This is a genomic window from Actinomycetospora sp. CA-101289, from assembly GCF_050955895.1.
GTDB lineage: Bacteria > Actinomycetota > Actinomycetes > Mycobacteriales > Pseudonocardiaceae > Actinomycetospora.
The window spans coordinates 1,775,762-1,791,177 of the sequence record NZ_CP192093.1 but is presented as its reverse complement, the minus strand read 5'-3'; the positions used below and the strand labels follow the sequence as shown (position 1 = coordinate 1,791,177).

Here is a 15,416-nt window from a genome sequence, read left to right as displayed (position 1 = left end):
AGCTGGCAGGCTCCTGGTTGGCGCTTCGGTGGCTCGGCGCCCCGGACGGCGAGTCTTCCGGGGCTCCGCTGACCGGCATGCAGGGCTGGCCCTCGGGGGAGCGAGCGCTCGTCGAGGCGGTGATCGCGAGCGAGCTTGCGAGCGGCGCTCCCTACCCCGACGCATCGTGGTGGAGAGACGTCGCGCCAGACCTACCGGCACCGCTGAGCGCGGCCTGGTGGGCAGCGCGCCGTTCGGTTCCGGCCAATCGGCACTTCGCCCACGGTGTGTCCGTCGCCCTACTCTGGGCGGCGGGTGACGACCAGATCGAGCCTCTGCGGCTGGCCCCGGTGCATTTCGGCGACGGCACGCTCGTCCCTGCGCAGACGCGGGAGCTGTGCGCCCAGCGCGTCAGAGAGCTCTGGACGCGGCACGCTACTGGCGGGCCTGCCTAGGCCGCGGCAACGCGGCACGCCGACCGTCAGAGCTCGGCCGGCTCGTCCAGCTCCAGCGCACCGTCGTCGTCCACCTCGGGCTCGTCGAGGTCCTCGACCTCTTCGGCTGACACCTCGTCGTCCGCGCTCCAGCGTGCGAGTTCGTCGGCGCGCTCGTCTTGCTCGTGCTGCTCCTCCATGGCCTGCCGATTGCGCAGCTCGGCAAGGGCCTCCATGGCCCGAGTGCCGACGCCCTCGGTCTCGTCGCTGGGCGGGGTGCGCACGGTGTCCTCGTCGACGGTCGGCCACTCGGCAGCGGACTCCCGCACGTCGGGCACCCCGGTCTCCCCGACCTGGTCGGCGTCCGCACTGCCGTCGTCCTCCCCCGCACGCTCGGCTTCCTCGGTCGCACCGGAGTCGGCCTGGCTAGCGTCCTCGCGTCCGCCGACGGGGCCCTCCTCGACTTCGAGGTCGGTGATCGTGCGGTGGGGATCGTCCTCGAGGCGAGCAGAACGGTCGGCGGCGAGCCACTCGTCGGCGGTGACGGCGGGTTCCGGCTGGTCAGAGGCGTGGTGGTCGGCGAGCCAGGCACGTGAGGCTTCGGCGTTCGCTCGCGTGGCCGCGGTCTCGGCCCGCCAGAGGCCGTAGGCCTGAGCGGCCACATCCAGCTTGTCGACCTGGCCTGCGAGCGTCTCCGCGAGGGTGTCGGCATGGCTGACCTCCCGGGAGAGCTGGTCGCGCTGCTCCGGCTCGCTCGCGACGTCGTGGTCAGCTCGGCGGAGCTCGGCGGTCTCCCGGGCTCGGTCCTGGGCCTGGCGGGTGCCGGCGAGCATGTTGTCGACGTAGGCCGGCCCCCACAGCTGCTCCCGCTCCCATGCGCGCACGCGGCTGCGGTGGGCCGCGGGCGAGAGCTCGAGGACGTCACGGTCGTAGTCGGGCAGTCCCGCGGCCCGATGGGCAGCGCGGTAGGCGGCGTGGGCCTCGACGTGCCCTTGAGGTGGCGCACCCCCGAGGATGGCAACCGAGTCGAGGCGTTGGTGCCGTGAGTGGGAGGACTGGTCACGCTCGTCGTCGGCGACCCCGTGGAGCTCTCGGTGCCCCGCGATGAGGCCGGCGCGCGCCGTCCACTCCCTGCGGGCCTGCTCATCCTCAGGTACCGGGCCGAGGGTCTCGAGCGCCCACGCGGACGGCTCGGCAGCGAGTCGGCCGCCGAGCTCCGCGGTCCTGTCGTCCGCGGCCTGAGCAAGGGCGGTGAGGTAGGGCGTCCACACCTCGTCGACACCACGAGGAATGCGGTCGATCCACGACGTGCTCGTCGGCGTGAAGGTGTTCTCGGCTTCGATGCGTCCGCGTACGACGTCGCTGACTCGGCGGGCGCCATCGAGCGGCCGGTCCGCGATCGCGTCGTGGAGAACCTGAGCGGGGTCCTGCCCGGCGAGCTCAGCCTGCCGCAGGACGCGGGTCAGTCCGGCCGTGCCGTCCTCGGCGGCGATGCGCGTGCGGTCGACGGGCCCGAGGACATCGAGGGCGACGAGCCGGTCCAGGAGGTGGTTCGTCCGCAGCAGCGCAGCGAGGTGGGCGGCGTCGGCGAACCGCTCCGCAAGCGCCTGCACCGAGCGTGACTCGCGGGCGGACTCCTCCTGCGCGGCAAGAGCGGAGCGGTGGGCAGCGTCGCGAGCCTCTCGCGTGTCCAAGATGCCGCCGAGAACAGCCCGGGGGTCACGGTGGACCTCGTCCGCGGGTGTGCCCTGCGCAGGATCGTCAGGTCTGGCGACCGTGGCGACGTGCGCGGTGTTGGCGTCCCGGCCACGGGACAGGGCGGTGTACGCGGAGTTCAGACTGGTCCGATCGGTGAGCACGGCGTGGCTGGTGTCGACTGTTGCGCCCTCCACCGCGTGCACGGTCGAGGCGTAGCCCAGCGTCACGTCCGCGGCGACGTACGACGCCGGCAGCACCATCCGCTCGCCCGCACCCGGTGCGTCGTCGCCACGGCCCAGCAGCGGCATCCCGGCCGAGATGACGCCGACTTCGAGACTGCCGTCGTCGCGGACCCCGGTGACGCGATAGCGCTCCCGGTTGATCGGACCGCGCCGGTTGCCCTCGAAGCCCGCGAGGTCCCAAGCGATGCGGCGGGCTTCGACGACATCACCGATGCCGGCGGTCGTGCCGTCGCGCAGCGCCACTCCACACTCGCGCACATGTCCGAGGCGCACGAGCTCGTCGCGCAGGGAGGACGAGACTCGCTCTGCCTGCTCGTTGGTGTCCACGATCAACAGCGATCGACGCCCCGCGAGTGTGTCGGCCAGCCATCCTCTGGCGGCCGAGGCCTCGGCGTCGGCAAGGTGGCCGGCGTCGAGCAGCCGGCCCTGCCGGTGGTACTCGGAAACGACCGCCGGGTCGCCCGCGCGCAGCCGAAGCGAGGCGTCCCGCTCCCAGTCCTGGGTGAACCGCCGCGCCTCGGCGAGTTCGTAGCGGGCTCCGGCGTCGGCCACGAGCTCCATCCCGCCGGCGGCCCCGACCGCGGCGAGCTGCCGCGGGTCCCCGACGAGCAGCATCTTGGCCCCGGCCGCGTCCACGTACCGGTGCACCTCGGCGAGCGCGGCGGTGTCGGCCATCGAGGACTCGTCGACCACGACCACATCACCGCGACGCAGTTGCCAACCCTCGTCGCCGTCGAGCGGGACGCGCCCGGTGGTACAGAGGCGCTGCTGCGCAGCCAGCCACCGAGCGGTGTTCGCCGCGGTGAGGCCCTCTGCGGAGAGGATGTCGGTGGCGACCTGAGAGGTCGCCAGCCCGAACACGCGACGGTCGGGTCCACTCTGCGCGCGATGAGCAGGGTCGGACCACGCTCGCGCAGAGGCGCCGACCACGAAGCTCTTGCCGGTGCCCGCGGGCCCGATCACGGTCTCCAGGCGGGCACCGGAGGTCAGGACCCCAGTGACCGCGGCCGCCTGGTCGACGCCGAGCTCGATCCCCTCCTCGCGGAGCCGGGCGAGGAACGCCGCGGCCTGGCCGGAGGTGAGCGCGGTCCCGTTGCGAGGCACGGTGGCAGCACGGAGCCGGTTCTCACTGCGCAGGTGCCCACGGGTCACATACGCCGGGCCCGCCGGCGCCGCGTAGGTCGACGCACCGTCTGCTCGGCGGATCGCGTCGGGCTCGAGGCCGACGCCGGGCAGGTCCTGGTCGACCTGCTCGACGAGCTCCAGGGCCTGGTCGGCCAGCCGGTGCAACAGCTCGGCGACCTCGGCCCCGTCCGCGACTCCTAGATGGTCGGGCAGCCGGGCGTTGATCTCCCGCATCACCTCGGCGTGGGTGAAGCTCGCCCTCTTGGCTTGCACTGCCTCCAGCGCGTCGTCGATCACCTCGCTCGCTGACCATTGCTCAGGCGCAGCGCGCTCACCGGCAGCCTCGGCGCGGGCGGTGTGCGCGATGCCAGCCAGCCCGCCGGCGACGTCAGCACGCAGCTCGGCGTCGACTCGGTCGAGGAACTCCGCCCGGGTCTCGCCCTCGTGGGACTTGGCTGCGCGGGTCGCCAAGGTGGCCTGCCGCTTGATGCGGTCCCGCTCTACGCCGGTGGCCTCGCGACCACGGGAGCGCTCGAACTCCTCGATCAGCTCCGCCGCCCGGCCGCTGATCTTGTGCGAGCGCGAGGAGAACAGGTCGCGGGTCTCGGGGGTGACGACGGTGACCTCGCGAGCCAGTCCGTCGGGACGCATTGTCAGTCGGACCCCGAGGTCGCGGGCCAGCGCTTCGTCGGCCGTCCTCTCCCCGACCGCGGCCGCCGCCGGCTTGAGGCGGTGGATCGCGCGGGAATCGAGTGTGCGCCACACGCCGTCGGCGCCCTCGGCGCGGTTGATCACGGCGTTGTGGATGTGCAGCTGCGGGTCGCGGTCGCGGGAGTCGTGCTGGAAGAACGACGCGACGGTCCACTCGTGCGCGTCGACCCACCGCCCGGCTGCGCCGCCGTGGTGCCCGGCCCGACCGTAGCCGGCCTTGTCCTGCAGGTGGGACAGAGCGGCGTCGTTGCCGCGCCAGATCGACTGCTCCACCGTCTCGCGCATGCTTGTCCATTCGGCGGCCTCCTCCTCCAGACCGGCCGCGCGGGCCTTGACCTCCTCGGCCTCGAACGCCGCGTGGAGCAGTGTCACGCTCTTCTGAACGCTGAACGTGACATCCAGGAAGGCCACGTTGTGCCGGGCAGCCTTGCCCGCTTCGACGCGCAGTTCATCGCGGCGTTCAGCCGTGGCGTGCGGCTCCCTTTCGAGGGCTTCGGCGTACAACTCGTGCTCGGACTTGTACGCCCGGCCCGCGTGGCCCAGAGTCGCCGACTCCGCGAGCTCGTTCCATCGGGACGGGTCGCGGAAGCCCTCGGCCCGCGGATCGAGGAAGCGTGAGTAGAGCGCGTGCATGTCCTGGGCGTCGACCTCACCCTGCAGGCCGAGCTTTTCCGCGCCGGCGCCCCACCACCGTCCCGGCGGCTCTCCTTCGGCGACCGCCCCGGTGTAGTAGTTCTCGCGCCCGGCCGCCACTTCCTTCAACAGGTAGTCCGGGTCGTAGCCCGTGGCGACGCTCAGCACTCGGACAACCCCTCGATGATCACTCGAGGTCGGAGAGGAAGATCATCTGTCTGACGTGGCGCACTGCCGCGTCTTCCGGGTCGGCCGGAGGCCGGCCCGCACCTGAGGATCGTGATGCCTCGGTGTGCGGCTCTTGATCTTTCCCTTGATCTTTTCGTCTCTGGGTCCTGTTGCTCGTGTCGTGTCGTCTGTTCGGCGTAGTGATCGGTGTCGGGAAGTGGTCGTGCTCTTGTCTCTTGTTCTTGTCCTGGTTCTTGGTCCTGGTCGGTGCTCGTTGTCGTCGTGATCGCTCGGTTCGTGGTCATGGGTGGGCCTCGTCGGTGGTCTCTGTGGCGTCTTGCTCGCTGCTGTTGATCAGGTGCAGGGGCAGTGGTTGGTCGCGCACTGCCTTGAGCGCGGCGGCGGCGGTGCCGCGCGAGACGCCGGCGGCGGACTCGAGCTCGGTGACGGTGGGCCAGGCGCCGTGGCGCTGCGCGTGCCGCGACGCGGCCGCCTCGGCCCGGTCACGGGCCGGTGACGGCGCCGCACGCGGCACCGGACCGGTGACCGGGGCGGCGTCGAAGCCGTCCGGCCGAGCGGGCTCGCCGCCCGTGTCGGGGCGCGGCTGAACAGCGCCGGGCAGTGCCTCGGGCTGAACGTCGAACGAAGTGAACAGCGCGCCCTGAACGGGGCCGCGCTGAACGGACGCTGGACCGAACTCGGGGTCGGGAGCGGGGTCCGCGACCGCCAGGAGGTAGAGCAGGTGCGCGACGACGGCGGCGGCGATGGCGGGCCACGCACCGACCCCGAACCGCAGCGCCGGTGAGACGTCGACGGTGGGGCCGCCGGCGAGGTAGGCGGCCTGGGCGAGCCCGGAGAGGCCGGCGGCGGTGACCACGACGGCCCACGCGTAGCGGGCCGCGGGCCCGGTGAGGCGGGCGGTGGCGGCATAGGCGACGAGGGCGAGGCCGTCGGTGATCAGCGGGTAGAGCCACGCGATCCCGGCGGGGACGCGGGCGGCGACGGCGACCTCAAAGAGCCCGTGAGCGGTGGCCACGGCGGCGCCGAGGGCGACGGCGAGCCCGGGCAGCCAGATCACGGCCCGCCCCACCGACATCGGTCGGGTCCTGGTAGGTCCGGGGTGTGGGTGCTCGGTCACCAGCGGGTCCGGTCGCTCGGGTCGCTGTGCCCGTCGAGCGCGTCCCGGAGGCGCGGGCCCGGCTGCTGCGGGTCCGGCTGCGGGGCCTGCTCGGGTTCGGGTGCGGGCTCATCTCGAGCGCCGGCCCACCACCACGCGATCAAGTGGGCAGCGTCGACCCCGGGGACGGGCACGGCGCCTTGCGGTGTGGTGTTCCAGCCGGCGCGGGTCTGGTGGCGTTCGCGTGAGCACGACCCGACTGCGGTGCGCAGGCGGCGGATGACGCCGGGGCGTTGGCGGTCGTGCCAGTCCCCGGCGAGCTGCACCGAGGCGCCGCGGCCTTGGTAGGCGGCGCGCCAGGCGTGCATGAGCCAGAGGAGTTCCTCGACCGCGTCGGGGTGCCACAGCCAGCACTCGGGCAGCACCGCGACGCCGTCGGGGTAGCGCAGGAACACCGCGTGCAGCCAGTCGGTGAGTTCGGTGAGCAGCTGCCGGGTGGCCTCCGATTCGGTCGGTGCGGTGAGCCACGACGGCGCGACGGTGGGGCCCGGGCGGGCGGGCATGGCGGAGACGGCGTCGGCGAGCTGGGCGACGGTGCGGGCGAGGTCGTCGACCCGGTCGGGCACCGCGACCAGGGCCTCGAGGTGGCGGCGCATGCCGTCGACCTCCCGGGCGAGCCCGGCGAGAGCCTCGACCCGCGCGAACCCCTCGTCGTCGCCGGGCTGCTGGGGCGGCCGGCGGGTCACCGCCCCTCCCCCGCGCCGCCTGCGCCGGTCTCGTCCGACTCGGCCGCGTGAATGGCCGTTGCGCCGGTATCGGCAGTGGCGTGGTCGTCCTGGTGCCAACGGGTGAGCTGCTCGCGACGCTGTTCGGCCTCCTGCTCGCCGTCGATGTGGGCGACCTGCTGGGCCTGCAGGTCGGCGAGGCGTTGGCGCAGCCGTGGGAGGTCGTCGGGGTGGGAGGTGTCGGCGGCCTTGGCCGGGTCGGCGCGGGCGGTGACCCAGGCGTCGACCGACGGCCAGCTCCGACCCTCGTAGTCCACGTAGCGCTCGTCCTCCTCGACAGCCGCTTCCTCGGCTTCCTCGGCTTGGCGGCGGTCGAGGGCGTCGGGCTGGTCGGGCAGCGGGGCCAGCTCGCTGAGGGCGAGCAGGCGCTGGTACTCGGCCCAGGCGACCGGGTCGTGGTCGTGGGCGCGGTCGGAGAGCACCGCCTGCTCGCCGGCGTCGTCGAGGGCGTCCTCGACCTCGGTCCGGGGGCGCCGCACCCAACCCGGCGCCAGCGCGTTGTTCTGCTCGAGCCAGGCGGTGCGGGCGGCGGCTTCGTCGTCGGAGGCGGGCTCGCGCCAGTTGGGGTCGCCGTACTCGGCGCCCGGGTTGTAGGCCCAGCTGGACGCCGAGGTCTCGTCGGGACGGCTGTCGAGGTAGGCCTCGTGCCGGTCCGCCGCCCACCCCGTGGGCGGCCCGTCGGCGAGGCGGCCGTCGAGCCGGACGATCTCGCCGGTCTCGGGGTCGGTGTAGACGTCGGTGTCGGGGTCGTAGCCAGCGACGTCGACCCCGGCGCCCTGGGCGAGGCTCTGCGCGCGGTCCGCGCGCTGCTCCACCGTCAGCACGGTCTCGCCAAGATCAGCCCGCTCGCGCCCACGGGTCTGGGCAGGCACCGGGGCGATGTCGTCGGTGAAGCTCGCGCGGATGAACGCACGCCGAAGAGGCGTCTCGTTCATCAGCATCTCCTGGAGCTGCCGCTCGTCGAGCTGCTGCTCGTCGCTGCCCTGCCCGAGGACGGCGGGTGCCCGCTGCAGGGGCACCTCGTCGCCCACACGGTCGGCGGGCGGGGAGACCGCGGGCCGCAGAGCGGCGTCGAGCTGCCGGCGCCACGTGGCGGCCTCGGCGGCGAGGGCGCGGTCGTCGTCCTCGCGGACCAGCCCGATGTAGCCGGCGACCTGCGCCGGGAGGCTGTCCGCCGGCTGGCCCACCGCGCGGCGTTCGGCTTCGTCCCGGGTGGCGTCGAGGTCGCGCAGGGCGCCGACGCGGTCGGCGGGGCTGCCGGTACGAGCGATCTCGTCGCAGTACTTGGCGCGCGCGAGCAACTCCCGGTCGCTGAGCTGGCCGGGCGGCACGGTCGGGTCCCGGGTCGGCCGCGCCAGCTCAGCCGCGACCTCGTTGTCGTGGGCCGCGACGGCAGGGGCGTTCTCGTCGTGGGTTCGATCGGTCATCGGAAGCTCCTCGTGAACGCTTCGCTCGCGTCGACACCGGTGAGGGCGGCGCGGTAGCGGTCGTGGTCGAAGGCGGGCCCGGCTGCGATGGCGCCCTGGTCGGCGCGCTCGAGCTGGACGGCGCCGCGGCTCACCGCCGCCACCCCTCATCGCTTGCGGCACCGCGGTCCTGGGACTGGTGGACGGCGCCGATCACCGGGTCGACGACGGCATCGACGTCGATGACCAGCGGCGCGCCGGCGCTCGAACCCGGCCGACGTTCCGCCGGGGTGGGGCGGCGGGGCCGGGCGACGCGTCGCCGCAGCGCCGCGACGCCGACATCGGCCCATGCGCGGGTCCGCTGCCAGCGGCCGCGCCAGCCGACCGCGGGCTGCTGACCCTGCCCACGCTGTGCGCGGACGTCGGCGCGGGTCCAGGCCATGCGCGCCCGCCCGATCACCGGGGCGATCCCGCGCCGGTAGACCACGACCTTCCCGGCCGGGAGGTTCGCGATCTGCGCCGGCGCCAGCACCGGCACCTTCCGCACCGTCCGGCTCGCGACCCGACCGTGCAGGTCAGTGGTCGTGATCCGCTCGTCGCGTTCCCCGGCCAGGGTCGACCAGAAGTGCAGGTCGGCCTGATCGCGGGTACCGCCGAACAACACGACCGACCCGGTGTTGTTCAGGATCGTGGCGGTCTTGTGCTCCCCATAGCGGGCCAGGAGCTGGGCGCGGGACTGGAACGGGGCGATGATCGTGACCCCGCGCCCGCCCATGTCCGCGGTCCAGTTCTCCAACGGCACCGGCGAGATCAGCGCCGCCTCGTCGAGGGCGAGCAGCAGCGGCGGGTCCAGCCGCCCCGACGGCTTCTGCACCGCCAGCCGGCGGGCCTCACGGGCGATGTGGCCGGTCAGCGCGCAGACCAGGGGGCCGGTGTCGGCTTCCTCGGCGCCGAGCAGGAACACCGTCGCCTTCGCCTCGAGCAGCTCCTCCACATCGAAGCCGCGTCCCGACGCGGCCGCGGCCGCCGACGGGTGGTTGAGCCACCCCAGCGCCGGCATGATCGAGTTGGTGATGCTGGTGCGGGTGCGGTCGTTCGTGGTGACGAACTGCTCCGCGGCCTTGTCGAAGGTCTCCACCTGACTGCGGCGCAGCAGAGCCGGCACCTCACGGGCGGCGCGGTCGTTGTCGGCCACCCACCCGAGCACGTCGCGCATCGACCCGCCGCCGAGCGCGGCGGCGTGAAGCAGCGCCGCCAGCACCCGGCGGGCCTGCGCGTCCCACCGCTCCGCATCCCCCGACGCCGCCCGGGAAGTCGCGGAGACCATGTCGGTGGCCCGCTCCATCGCGGTCACCGGGTCGCTGCAGCCGGTCAGCGGGTCGAAGCTGATCGTCGAGTGCAGCCCGCCGAGCCCGACCGGATTGAACACGAACACCGGCCCGCGGTTCTTCTGCCGGATCGGAGCACATAGCTCGAGCAGGTCGGTCCGCGTGGAGGTCACCACCGCCGCGCCGGGGGCGTCGAGGACGCGGCCGGCGAGCCAGCCGGTCTTGCCGGTGCGCGGCCCACCGAAGACCAGGGTCACGTCCTCAATCGAGGACCACACCCGCTGCAGCCCGACCCGGCACAGCTCCACCCCCACCGCCGAGGTCGGCGTCGCCCACCCCTCCCGGCGCACCAACGACGGAAGCGAAGGACGGACCGTGGAGGCACGGCGACGGGTCGCGACCGTCCCGGCATGACGAGCGATGTCGATCGTGGAGGCGACGCCGGCGCGACGCCGCGACCGCGCCGACCAGCGGGACACGATCGCCCGGCTACGCGACCAGCGGTGCCACCCCATCAGTGCCAGCACGCCGATCCCGACCAGCAGGACCGGCCACGACAGCGCCTGCAGCAACGTCACCGCTGGCAACGCTGCGAGCGCCCCACAGACGAGCGCCGGCCGGATCGCCCGGCGGGCCAAGGAGATCGCGGTCGCGGCCACCAGCAGCACCAGGATCACGAACGTCGCGATCACCGTGACCACCCATTCGCGCCGGCATCGCCGGTGTCGGCTGCGTCGGTGAGCCAGTAGCCCCCGCCGCGGCGACCGAGCTGGAAGCTCACGCCGTCGCCGAGCATCCGGCGGGCCCATCCCTGGGCCGCCTCGTCGGTCATCGGCTCGTCGGTGCGGCCCACCAGCACGGCGTCGACGAACAGCGCCCACGTCACCGGGCCGCCGACCGGCACGTCGCCCAGCCGCAACCCCAGCACCGACAGTGCGACGTCGGCGCGCACCAGCTCCGTGCCGAGCAGCAGCGGTGCCGTCTGCCCCAGCGCGATCGCGGGCACCGACGGCCTGCCACCTCTACTCCTGGACATCGGGACCTCCCTCCGTCTCGCGGCTCCACGCCTCCAGCGCGGAAGCCCGCCGTGCGCAGTCGGCGATGTGGCCGGTCTCGCGGTCATCCGGGTGCGAGGCGAACGGGCCGGTGTCACGCACCCGCCCGCGGCACGTCGTGCACGTCCACACCGCCGACCCGGGACCGCTGGGCTCGCGGGACGGCGCTGGGGGGCGGTGCTCGACCAGCCAGTCCCACGCCGCCTCGGCTCGCGTCGCGCCCTCGAAGGCCGCGGGCAGCTCCAACGCCTTGCCGACGTCGTCCCAGCTGCGCCCGGCACCCCTGGCACGCAGCGCCCACTCCCGCAACTGGCCCGCGGCGACGTCGAACACCAGGCGCCCCGCGCGCACCCCGGCCAGCGGGTCATCCAGCACAGGACGCAACAGCTCGTGGAACCCCTCGATCGGCTCCCGGCGCTCGATCGCGTCGAACGCGGTGACCGCCACCCCTCGGACGAGCTCGCGGGTCCTCGACGCCGCCTGCTCCCGCCGGCTCGCCTCCAGGGCGCTCACCGACGATCACCAGAGACCGACGCGTCGAGCTCGCCACGACGGCGTGAGACCCAACGGGCGACGGTGCGCACGCTCACGCCGCACTCGCGAGCGACCTCGAGGTGCGAGCACCCGTTCTCGAGCAGCACCAGCCAGCGCGGTCTGCGACCCGTGCCCATCCCCCGCGCCGTGCGCAGCCGACGACGTTCCTGCTCGGTGAGCCCGCCGGCGATCCCGTGCGGCAACCGCTCCAACGCGTCGGCAAGGCACCGCTCGCGCACCGGGCACCGCCGACACACCGCCTTCGCCGCCGCGATCTGGACCTTGATCACCGGCTCGTTCGAGGGCTCCGGGAAGAACAGCTCCGGGTCCACGGAGCGGCACGCCGCCTTCGCCCGCCAGTTCCGCAGCGCGCCCTGGTCGAGCTCGGGCGCGCTCACCGGGGGCCACCTTCGACGGCGGCGCTCTGCGTACCGGCCAACGCAGGCGTCGTCGCCTGGTCCACCGCGGACATGAACGCGGAAATCGCGCCCGGCAGGCCCTGCCCCACCGGCGTGCCGATGAACAGCACCAGCGCGATCAGGGAGAACACCACGGCGCCGGCGGCCGACCTCGTCTTGGCGCAGATGAAGGCACCGAGGACAGCGCCGAGGATCAACAGCCCGACGCTGCCCATCACCGACCAGCTCCCTGGGACGCGGTCGTCCAGTCGGCCGCGTCAACCACCGAGCCCGTGGAGATCGATGCCGCCGTCATGGCCTCGAGCGCCTGGGCAGGGACGATGAGCCGGCCACGAATGCGGACTGCCGGGAACTGGCCCGCTCGGATGGCCCGGTAGAGCGTCACGGGGGCGGCACCGAGGATGCGGGCGGCCTGAGCCACGCTGTAGAAGCGCGGAGCCGCGACGTCGTTACCCGTCGCCACACCCAACACCTCCCCCGACCTCCGCAGCCCGGAGCGTCGGCAGCGCCGCGAGGCCCGAATCGGACCCTGCAGCCCATTCCGCAGCGATGGCCCGGTTGACGTACCAGCGGTTGCCGATGCGGCGAGCAGGGAGGACATGTGGGATGAGCCGGCGAATTCGTTGGCAGTTGGTGCTCGCCGATCCGTTCTTCCCGACCTCGCCGAACCACAGTCGTGCAACTTCCTCCACGGTGATCAGCAATCCGCCGTCACCATCATCGACAGCCCCGGGTGACCTTTCACGTCGTTCCACGATCGCTCCCGCCCTCACGTCCCTTGTGTTGCAGCTCGGTGAGCCGCTACCTCCTGACGTGATGAACGGTGCTTGGCACACCTGTCGCATCGCGACGCCTCGCGCGTCGCTTCTCGAACGTCGTTGTCTAACTCTGTTGCGTCCGTGTCTCGTCTCGTCGTACTATGAAGATCCTCGCTCGCCGACATGGAGCGCCTACATGGCCGAACCCGTTGTTCTGCGCGACCTTCTCCGCGAAAATCATTGGCAGAAGTACCAAACGTTCCAGCGCGAGTACGACAAAGCCGCGGCGAGCATCGACAGCTCATTGGTGGGCACGGCGCCGAGTCGTGCGCAGCTGCACCGTTGGCAGTGCGGTGAACTGAAGGGCCTGCCGCATCCCCAGCACTGCGAGGTGCTCGAGGCCATGTTCCCGGGTCGCAAGGCGGCCGAGATGTTCGTCCCCGCGCAGCGCAGTCCGCCACCCAGCACCGCCGATCTCGCGGCCGCCGTCGGGGATGGCCTCGACGGCGTGGCCCCGGTGCCGTCACCGTGGTCGACGCCAGTACGTCGCGAGGCGCGGCCAGCAGGGTCTCTGCCGGCCAACACACTTCGAGGCCCCGCTGAGGACCAAGCCGAGTCGCTGGCGAGGTCGCTCCAACTACTCGGCAAGCGCCTGCGCATCGGCGACGAGGAGGTCGCGGAGTTGGCGCTCCTCGCAGGACACCTCGTCGACCTCGAGCTGGAGTGCACGATCGACATCGAGCCGGACGGGTGGTCCGCGATCACCTACCGCTTCGAGCTCCTCAACCTGACCGACGCACCGATCAAGCGCCTGCTCCGAGAACAGTGGTTCGAGAACACTGAGGGAGTTCGCATCGAACCCCACTCCGATGGCGATCGCCGAGTTACGGTTCAACGACTGCACGACATCGGCAACATGACGAAGTTTGCCTGTGTACTGTCGCCGCCGATCGAGCCGGGTGCAGTAGGGACGGTGTCGTACACCTCGCGAGGTGGTCGCTTTCTGCACGATCACTATTGGCAGCAGTCCACACCACGAAACACTCGACACCTCACCTTGACGATTCGTCACCGCGGCGTGGAGATGTTGGTGGGATGCACGGCGGTGGAAGACCAGCCGGATGGTTCGCAGGTCTCGGCGATCGATGACCTCTTTTGCGTCGAGGACGATAACGGTGCGCTCATCACACTGACGCGCGACTACCTGCAGCCAGGGCAATCGGTGACGATTCGCTGGGAGGTCGCGCGTGGAGGATCGTGACCGCTTGGAACGCCTCGTTCGCGGGTGGCACGACCTCGAGAAGAAGGCCGGCTCGATCGCGGTCATCGACTTCGACTGCGCGCCCGACGTCGTCGGGGATGTCGTTCAGGATAGGTTCGAGGTCCTCGACCGTCTCGTGGCATTGCGGTCCACGACCGACGACCCGGACATCAGCACCGTCCTCGACGCCCACCTCTCCTGCCTTCGGGCGCTGCTCGGCGAACGACTGGACCTGCCCGAATACATCGAGCTCACCCAGGGTTCGCCCACTGAAGGGTGGACGCCCGACTACGTCATTGCGGTCGGCGACCTCGCACGCCGCGCTCTCGCGGACGTCGACGTCGCGTGGGACGAGCACACACGAACTGCTTTCGACGCCTTAAGCCCCACCGTACCGGCGGGAGACGCCGGGGACGTCATCCGCGACTACGCCCGCGAATATCAGGGGCAGGTCAGGAGCCTGACGGGAGCAGAGACCACCTTCGACCTTGACGTGGAGACGGTGGAGCTCGACGCGTACTGGTCCTACTGGCTCGACGGCGAGGGCCGAAGCGCGCGCCTGCGGATCAACCAACGGAATGCGTCCTTCACCCAGGTCGACGCCTACCGATTCGCGCTCCACGAGGTGCTGGGGCACGCGCTGCAATACGCCAACCTCACCGACGTCTCTTGCCGCGCTGAGACGCCCTGGCCCCGGCAGCTGGCCATCCACTGCCCGCACCAGACCCTCTTCGAGGGCCTGGCGCAGGTCCTTCCTCTCGTGGCGAGCCCTGATGATCCCCTCGTACGGGCACGGACCCGGCTCGACCACTACGTGCAGCTCGTCAACGCGGAGCTGCACCTCATGGTCAACGCCGGTGCCAGCGCGTCGGTGTGCCGTGACCACGCGCTGTCGAGACTGCCGTTCTGGCAGGCGATCGACGTCGCGTCCGCCCTACGCGATCGGTCGCTCGATCCTCAGCTGCGCTCGTACCTGTGGGCGTACCCGGCCGGTATTGACTGGTTCCTCAACCTGCACGATCACGGCGGTAGCCTCTTCACGGAGGTTCTGCATGCCGGTTACCAGCGACCGCTTGTCCCGCGCGAGCTCGAGCAGCTCTGGCCCGCCGGACCGCGGATCGGCGGGAACGCCTGACCTGTTCGTCTACGGCACCCTCGCACTCGACGACGTGGTGCGGACCCTGATCGACCGCGTCCCGGCGAGCGAGCAGACCAGTGCTCCCGGGTGGCGGGCAGCGCGGCTGCCGGACCTGCCGTACCCGGGTCTCGTCCGCGATCCCGAAGCAGAGGCGACGGGTCGGGTGTACATCGACCTCAGCGAAGCCGAGTGGAATGTCCTCGACGCCTTCGAGGACCCGACCTACTCCGTCGAGGTCGTGCGCCTGCGAGCGGGACGATCGAGCCTCGCCTACGTCTGGCCGGACGAGGTGCTGCTCGACAGCTGGTCGACCGGCTCGCTGGAGGGCGCCGACATGCAGGCGTACCTCGACCGTTGCGCCCGATGGCGGGCTCGGTGGGAGGCTCGCAGCCACAGCGGCTGAGCTGCTTCACCCGCTCGCGCGACTTGTCGGTGTCGTCTCCCAGTCGATGTCGGTGGTGCTTCCTACCGTTCCGATGTGCCCGAGGACTCGCCGCAGGAGGACACCCGCCCGCTGACGGTGCTCGAGCGGCTCATTCGGGCCGGCATCGAGGAGGAACGGGCTCGCGCATGGATTGCTTCGGGCGGAGCGCGCGTCGATGGCGAGCCCGTGACGGACGTCGAC

Annotated in this window: 14 protein-coding genes; 3 read left to right on the top strand and 11 right to left on the bottom strand. The window is 72.1% G+C overall.

Features of this window, described 5'->3' with window-relative positions:
- Positions 1–460: 460 nt before the first annotated feature.
- From mobF to ACQPX6_RS08930, 11 genes are all read right to left on the bottom strand, one after another.
- Positions 461–4,990 (bottom strand): MobF family relaxase, encoded by a 4,530-nt coding sequence (gene mobF, locus ACQPX6_RS08980; protein WP_433786963.1) that lies wholly within the window; start codon positions 4,988–4,990, stop codon positions 461–463.
- Positions 4,991–5,291: 301 nt separating this feature from the next.
- Positions 5,292–6,086: a hypothetical protein gene (locus ACQPX6_RS08975; RefSeq protein ID WP_433786962.1), complete on the bottom strand. Its 795-nt coding sequence runs from the start codon at positions 6,084–6,086 to the stop codon at positions 5,292–5,294.
- Positions 6,087–6,124: 38 nt separating this feature from the next.
- On the bottom strand, positions 6,125–6,853 hold the full coding sequence (locus ACQPX6_RS08970; RefSeq protein ID WP_433786961.1) for a hypothetical protein: 729 nt from the start codon (positions 6,851–6,853) through the stop codon (positions 6,125–6,127).
- Positions 6,850–8,319 carry a hypothetical protein gene (locus tag ACQPX6_RS08965; protein ID WP_433786960.1) on the bottom strand — a complete coding sequence of 490 codons (1,470 nt, stop codon included), beginning with the start codon at positions 8,317–8,319 and terminating at the stop codon, positions 6,850–6,852. Before ACQPX6_RS08965 ends, ACQPX6_RS08970 begins: the two co-directional genes overlap by 4 nt.
- Positions 8,316–8,453, bottom strand: a complete 138-nt coding sequence (locus tag ACQPX6_RS08960) for a hypothetical protein (RefSeq protein WP_433786959.1) — start codon at positions 8,451–8,453, stop codon at positions 8,316–8,318. Before ACQPX6_RS08960 ends, ACQPX6_RS08965 begins: the two co-directional genes overlap by 4 nt.
- A complete protein-coding gene (locus tag ACQPX6_RS08955) occupies positions 8,450–10,318 on the bottom strand; it encodes a type IV secretory system conjugative DNA transfer family protein (RefSeq protein WP_433786958.1) in 1,869 nt (622 codons plus the stop codon). The genes ACQPX6_RS08960 and ACQPX6_RS08955 overlap by 4 nt, the downstream gene beginning before the upstream one ends.
- On the bottom strand, positions 10,315–10,632 hold the full coding sequence (locus tag ACQPX6_RS08950; protein WP_433786957.1) for a hypothetical protein: 318 nt from the start codon (positions 10,630–10,632) through the stop codon (positions 10,315–10,317). Before ACQPX6_RS08950 ends, ACQPX6_RS08955 begins: the two co-directional genes overlap by 4 nt.
- A 16-nt stretch (positions 10,633–10,648) precedes the next feature.
- Entirely contained in the window at positions 10,649–11,194 is a 546-nt protein-coding gene (locus tag ACQPX6_RS08945; RefSeq protein WP_433786956.1) for a hypothetical protein, read from the bottom strand.
- Entirely contained in the window at positions 11,191–11,613 is a 423-nt protein-coding gene (locus ACQPX6_RS08940) for a WhiB family transcriptional regulator (protein ID WP_433786955.1), read from the bottom strand. Before ACQPX6_RS08940 ends, ACQPX6_RS08945 begins: the two co-directional genes overlap by 4 nt.
- Complete coding sequence (locus ACQPX6_RS08935) at positions 11,610–11,849, bottom strand: hypothetical protein (protein ID WP_433788229.1); 240 nt, start codon at positions 11,847–11,849, stop codon at positions 11,610–11,612. The genes ACQPX6_RS08940 and ACQPX6_RS08935 overlap by 4 nt, the downstream gene beginning before the upstream one ends.
- Complete coding sequence (locus ACQPX6_RS08930) at positions 11,849–12,097, bottom strand: helix-turn-helix domain-containing protein (protein WP_433786954.1); 249 nt, start codon at positions 12,095–12,097, stop codon at positions 11,849–11,851. The genes ACQPX6_RS08935 and ACQPX6_RS08930 overlap by 1 nt, the downstream gene beginning before the upstream one ends.
- A 491-nt stretch (positions 12,098–12,588) precedes the next feature.
- Between ACQPX6_RS08930 and ACQPX6_RS08925 the strand changes: the two genes are divergently transcribed.
- The 3 genes from ACQPX6_RS08925 to ACQPX6_RS08915 are packed head-to-tail and all read left to right on the top strand — an operon-like array spanning position 12,589 to position 15,194.
- A complete protein-coding gene (locus ACQPX6_RS08925) occupies positions 12,589–13,653 on the top strand; it encodes a hypothetical protein (RefSeq protein WP_433786953.1) in 1,065 nt (354 codons plus the stop codon).
- Positions 13,640–14,788 carry a hypothetical protein gene (locus ACQPX6_RS08920; RefSeq protein WP_433786952.1) on the top strand — a complete coding sequence of 383 codons (1,149 nt, stop codon included), beginning with the start codon at positions 13,640–13,642 and terminating at the stop codon, positions 14,786–14,788. The genes ACQPX6_RS08925 and ACQPX6_RS08920 overlap by 14 nt, the downstream gene beginning before the upstream one ends.
- Positions 14,706–15,194, top strand: a complete 489-nt coding sequence (locus ACQPX6_RS08915) for a gamma-glutamylcyclotransferase family protein (protein ID WP_433786951.1) — start codon at positions 14,706–14,708, stop codon at positions 15,192–15,194. The genes ACQPX6_RS08920 and ACQPX6_RS08915 overlap by 83 nt, the downstream gene beginning before the upstream one ends.
- Positions 15,195–15,416: the final 222 nt, after the last annotated feature.

Excerpts from the sequence above, each read along its gene's own strand:
- ACQPX6_RS08915 (WP_433786951.1), top strand. The coding sequence starts at position 14,706 with ATGCCGGTTACCAGCGACCGCTTGTCCCGCGCGAGCTCGAGCAGCTCT.
- ACQPX6_RS08935 (WP_433788229.1), bottom strand. The coding sequence starts at position 11,849 with ATGGGCAGCGTCGGGCTGTTGATCCTCGGCGCTGTCCTCGGTGCCTTC.
- ACQPX6_RS08965 (WP_433786960.1), bottom strand. The coding sequence starts at position 8,319 with ATGACCGATCGAACCCACGACGAGAACGCCCCTGCCGTCGCGGCCCAC.
- ACQPX6_RS08975 (WP_433786962.1), bottom strand. The coding sequence starts at position 6,086 with ATGTCGGTGGGGCGGGCCGTGATCTGGCTGCCCGGGCTCGCCGTCGCC.
- ACQPX6_RS08925 (WP_433786953.1), top strand. The coding sequence starts at position 12,589 with ATGGCCGAACCCGTTGTTCTGCGCGACCTTCTCCGCGAAAATCATTGG.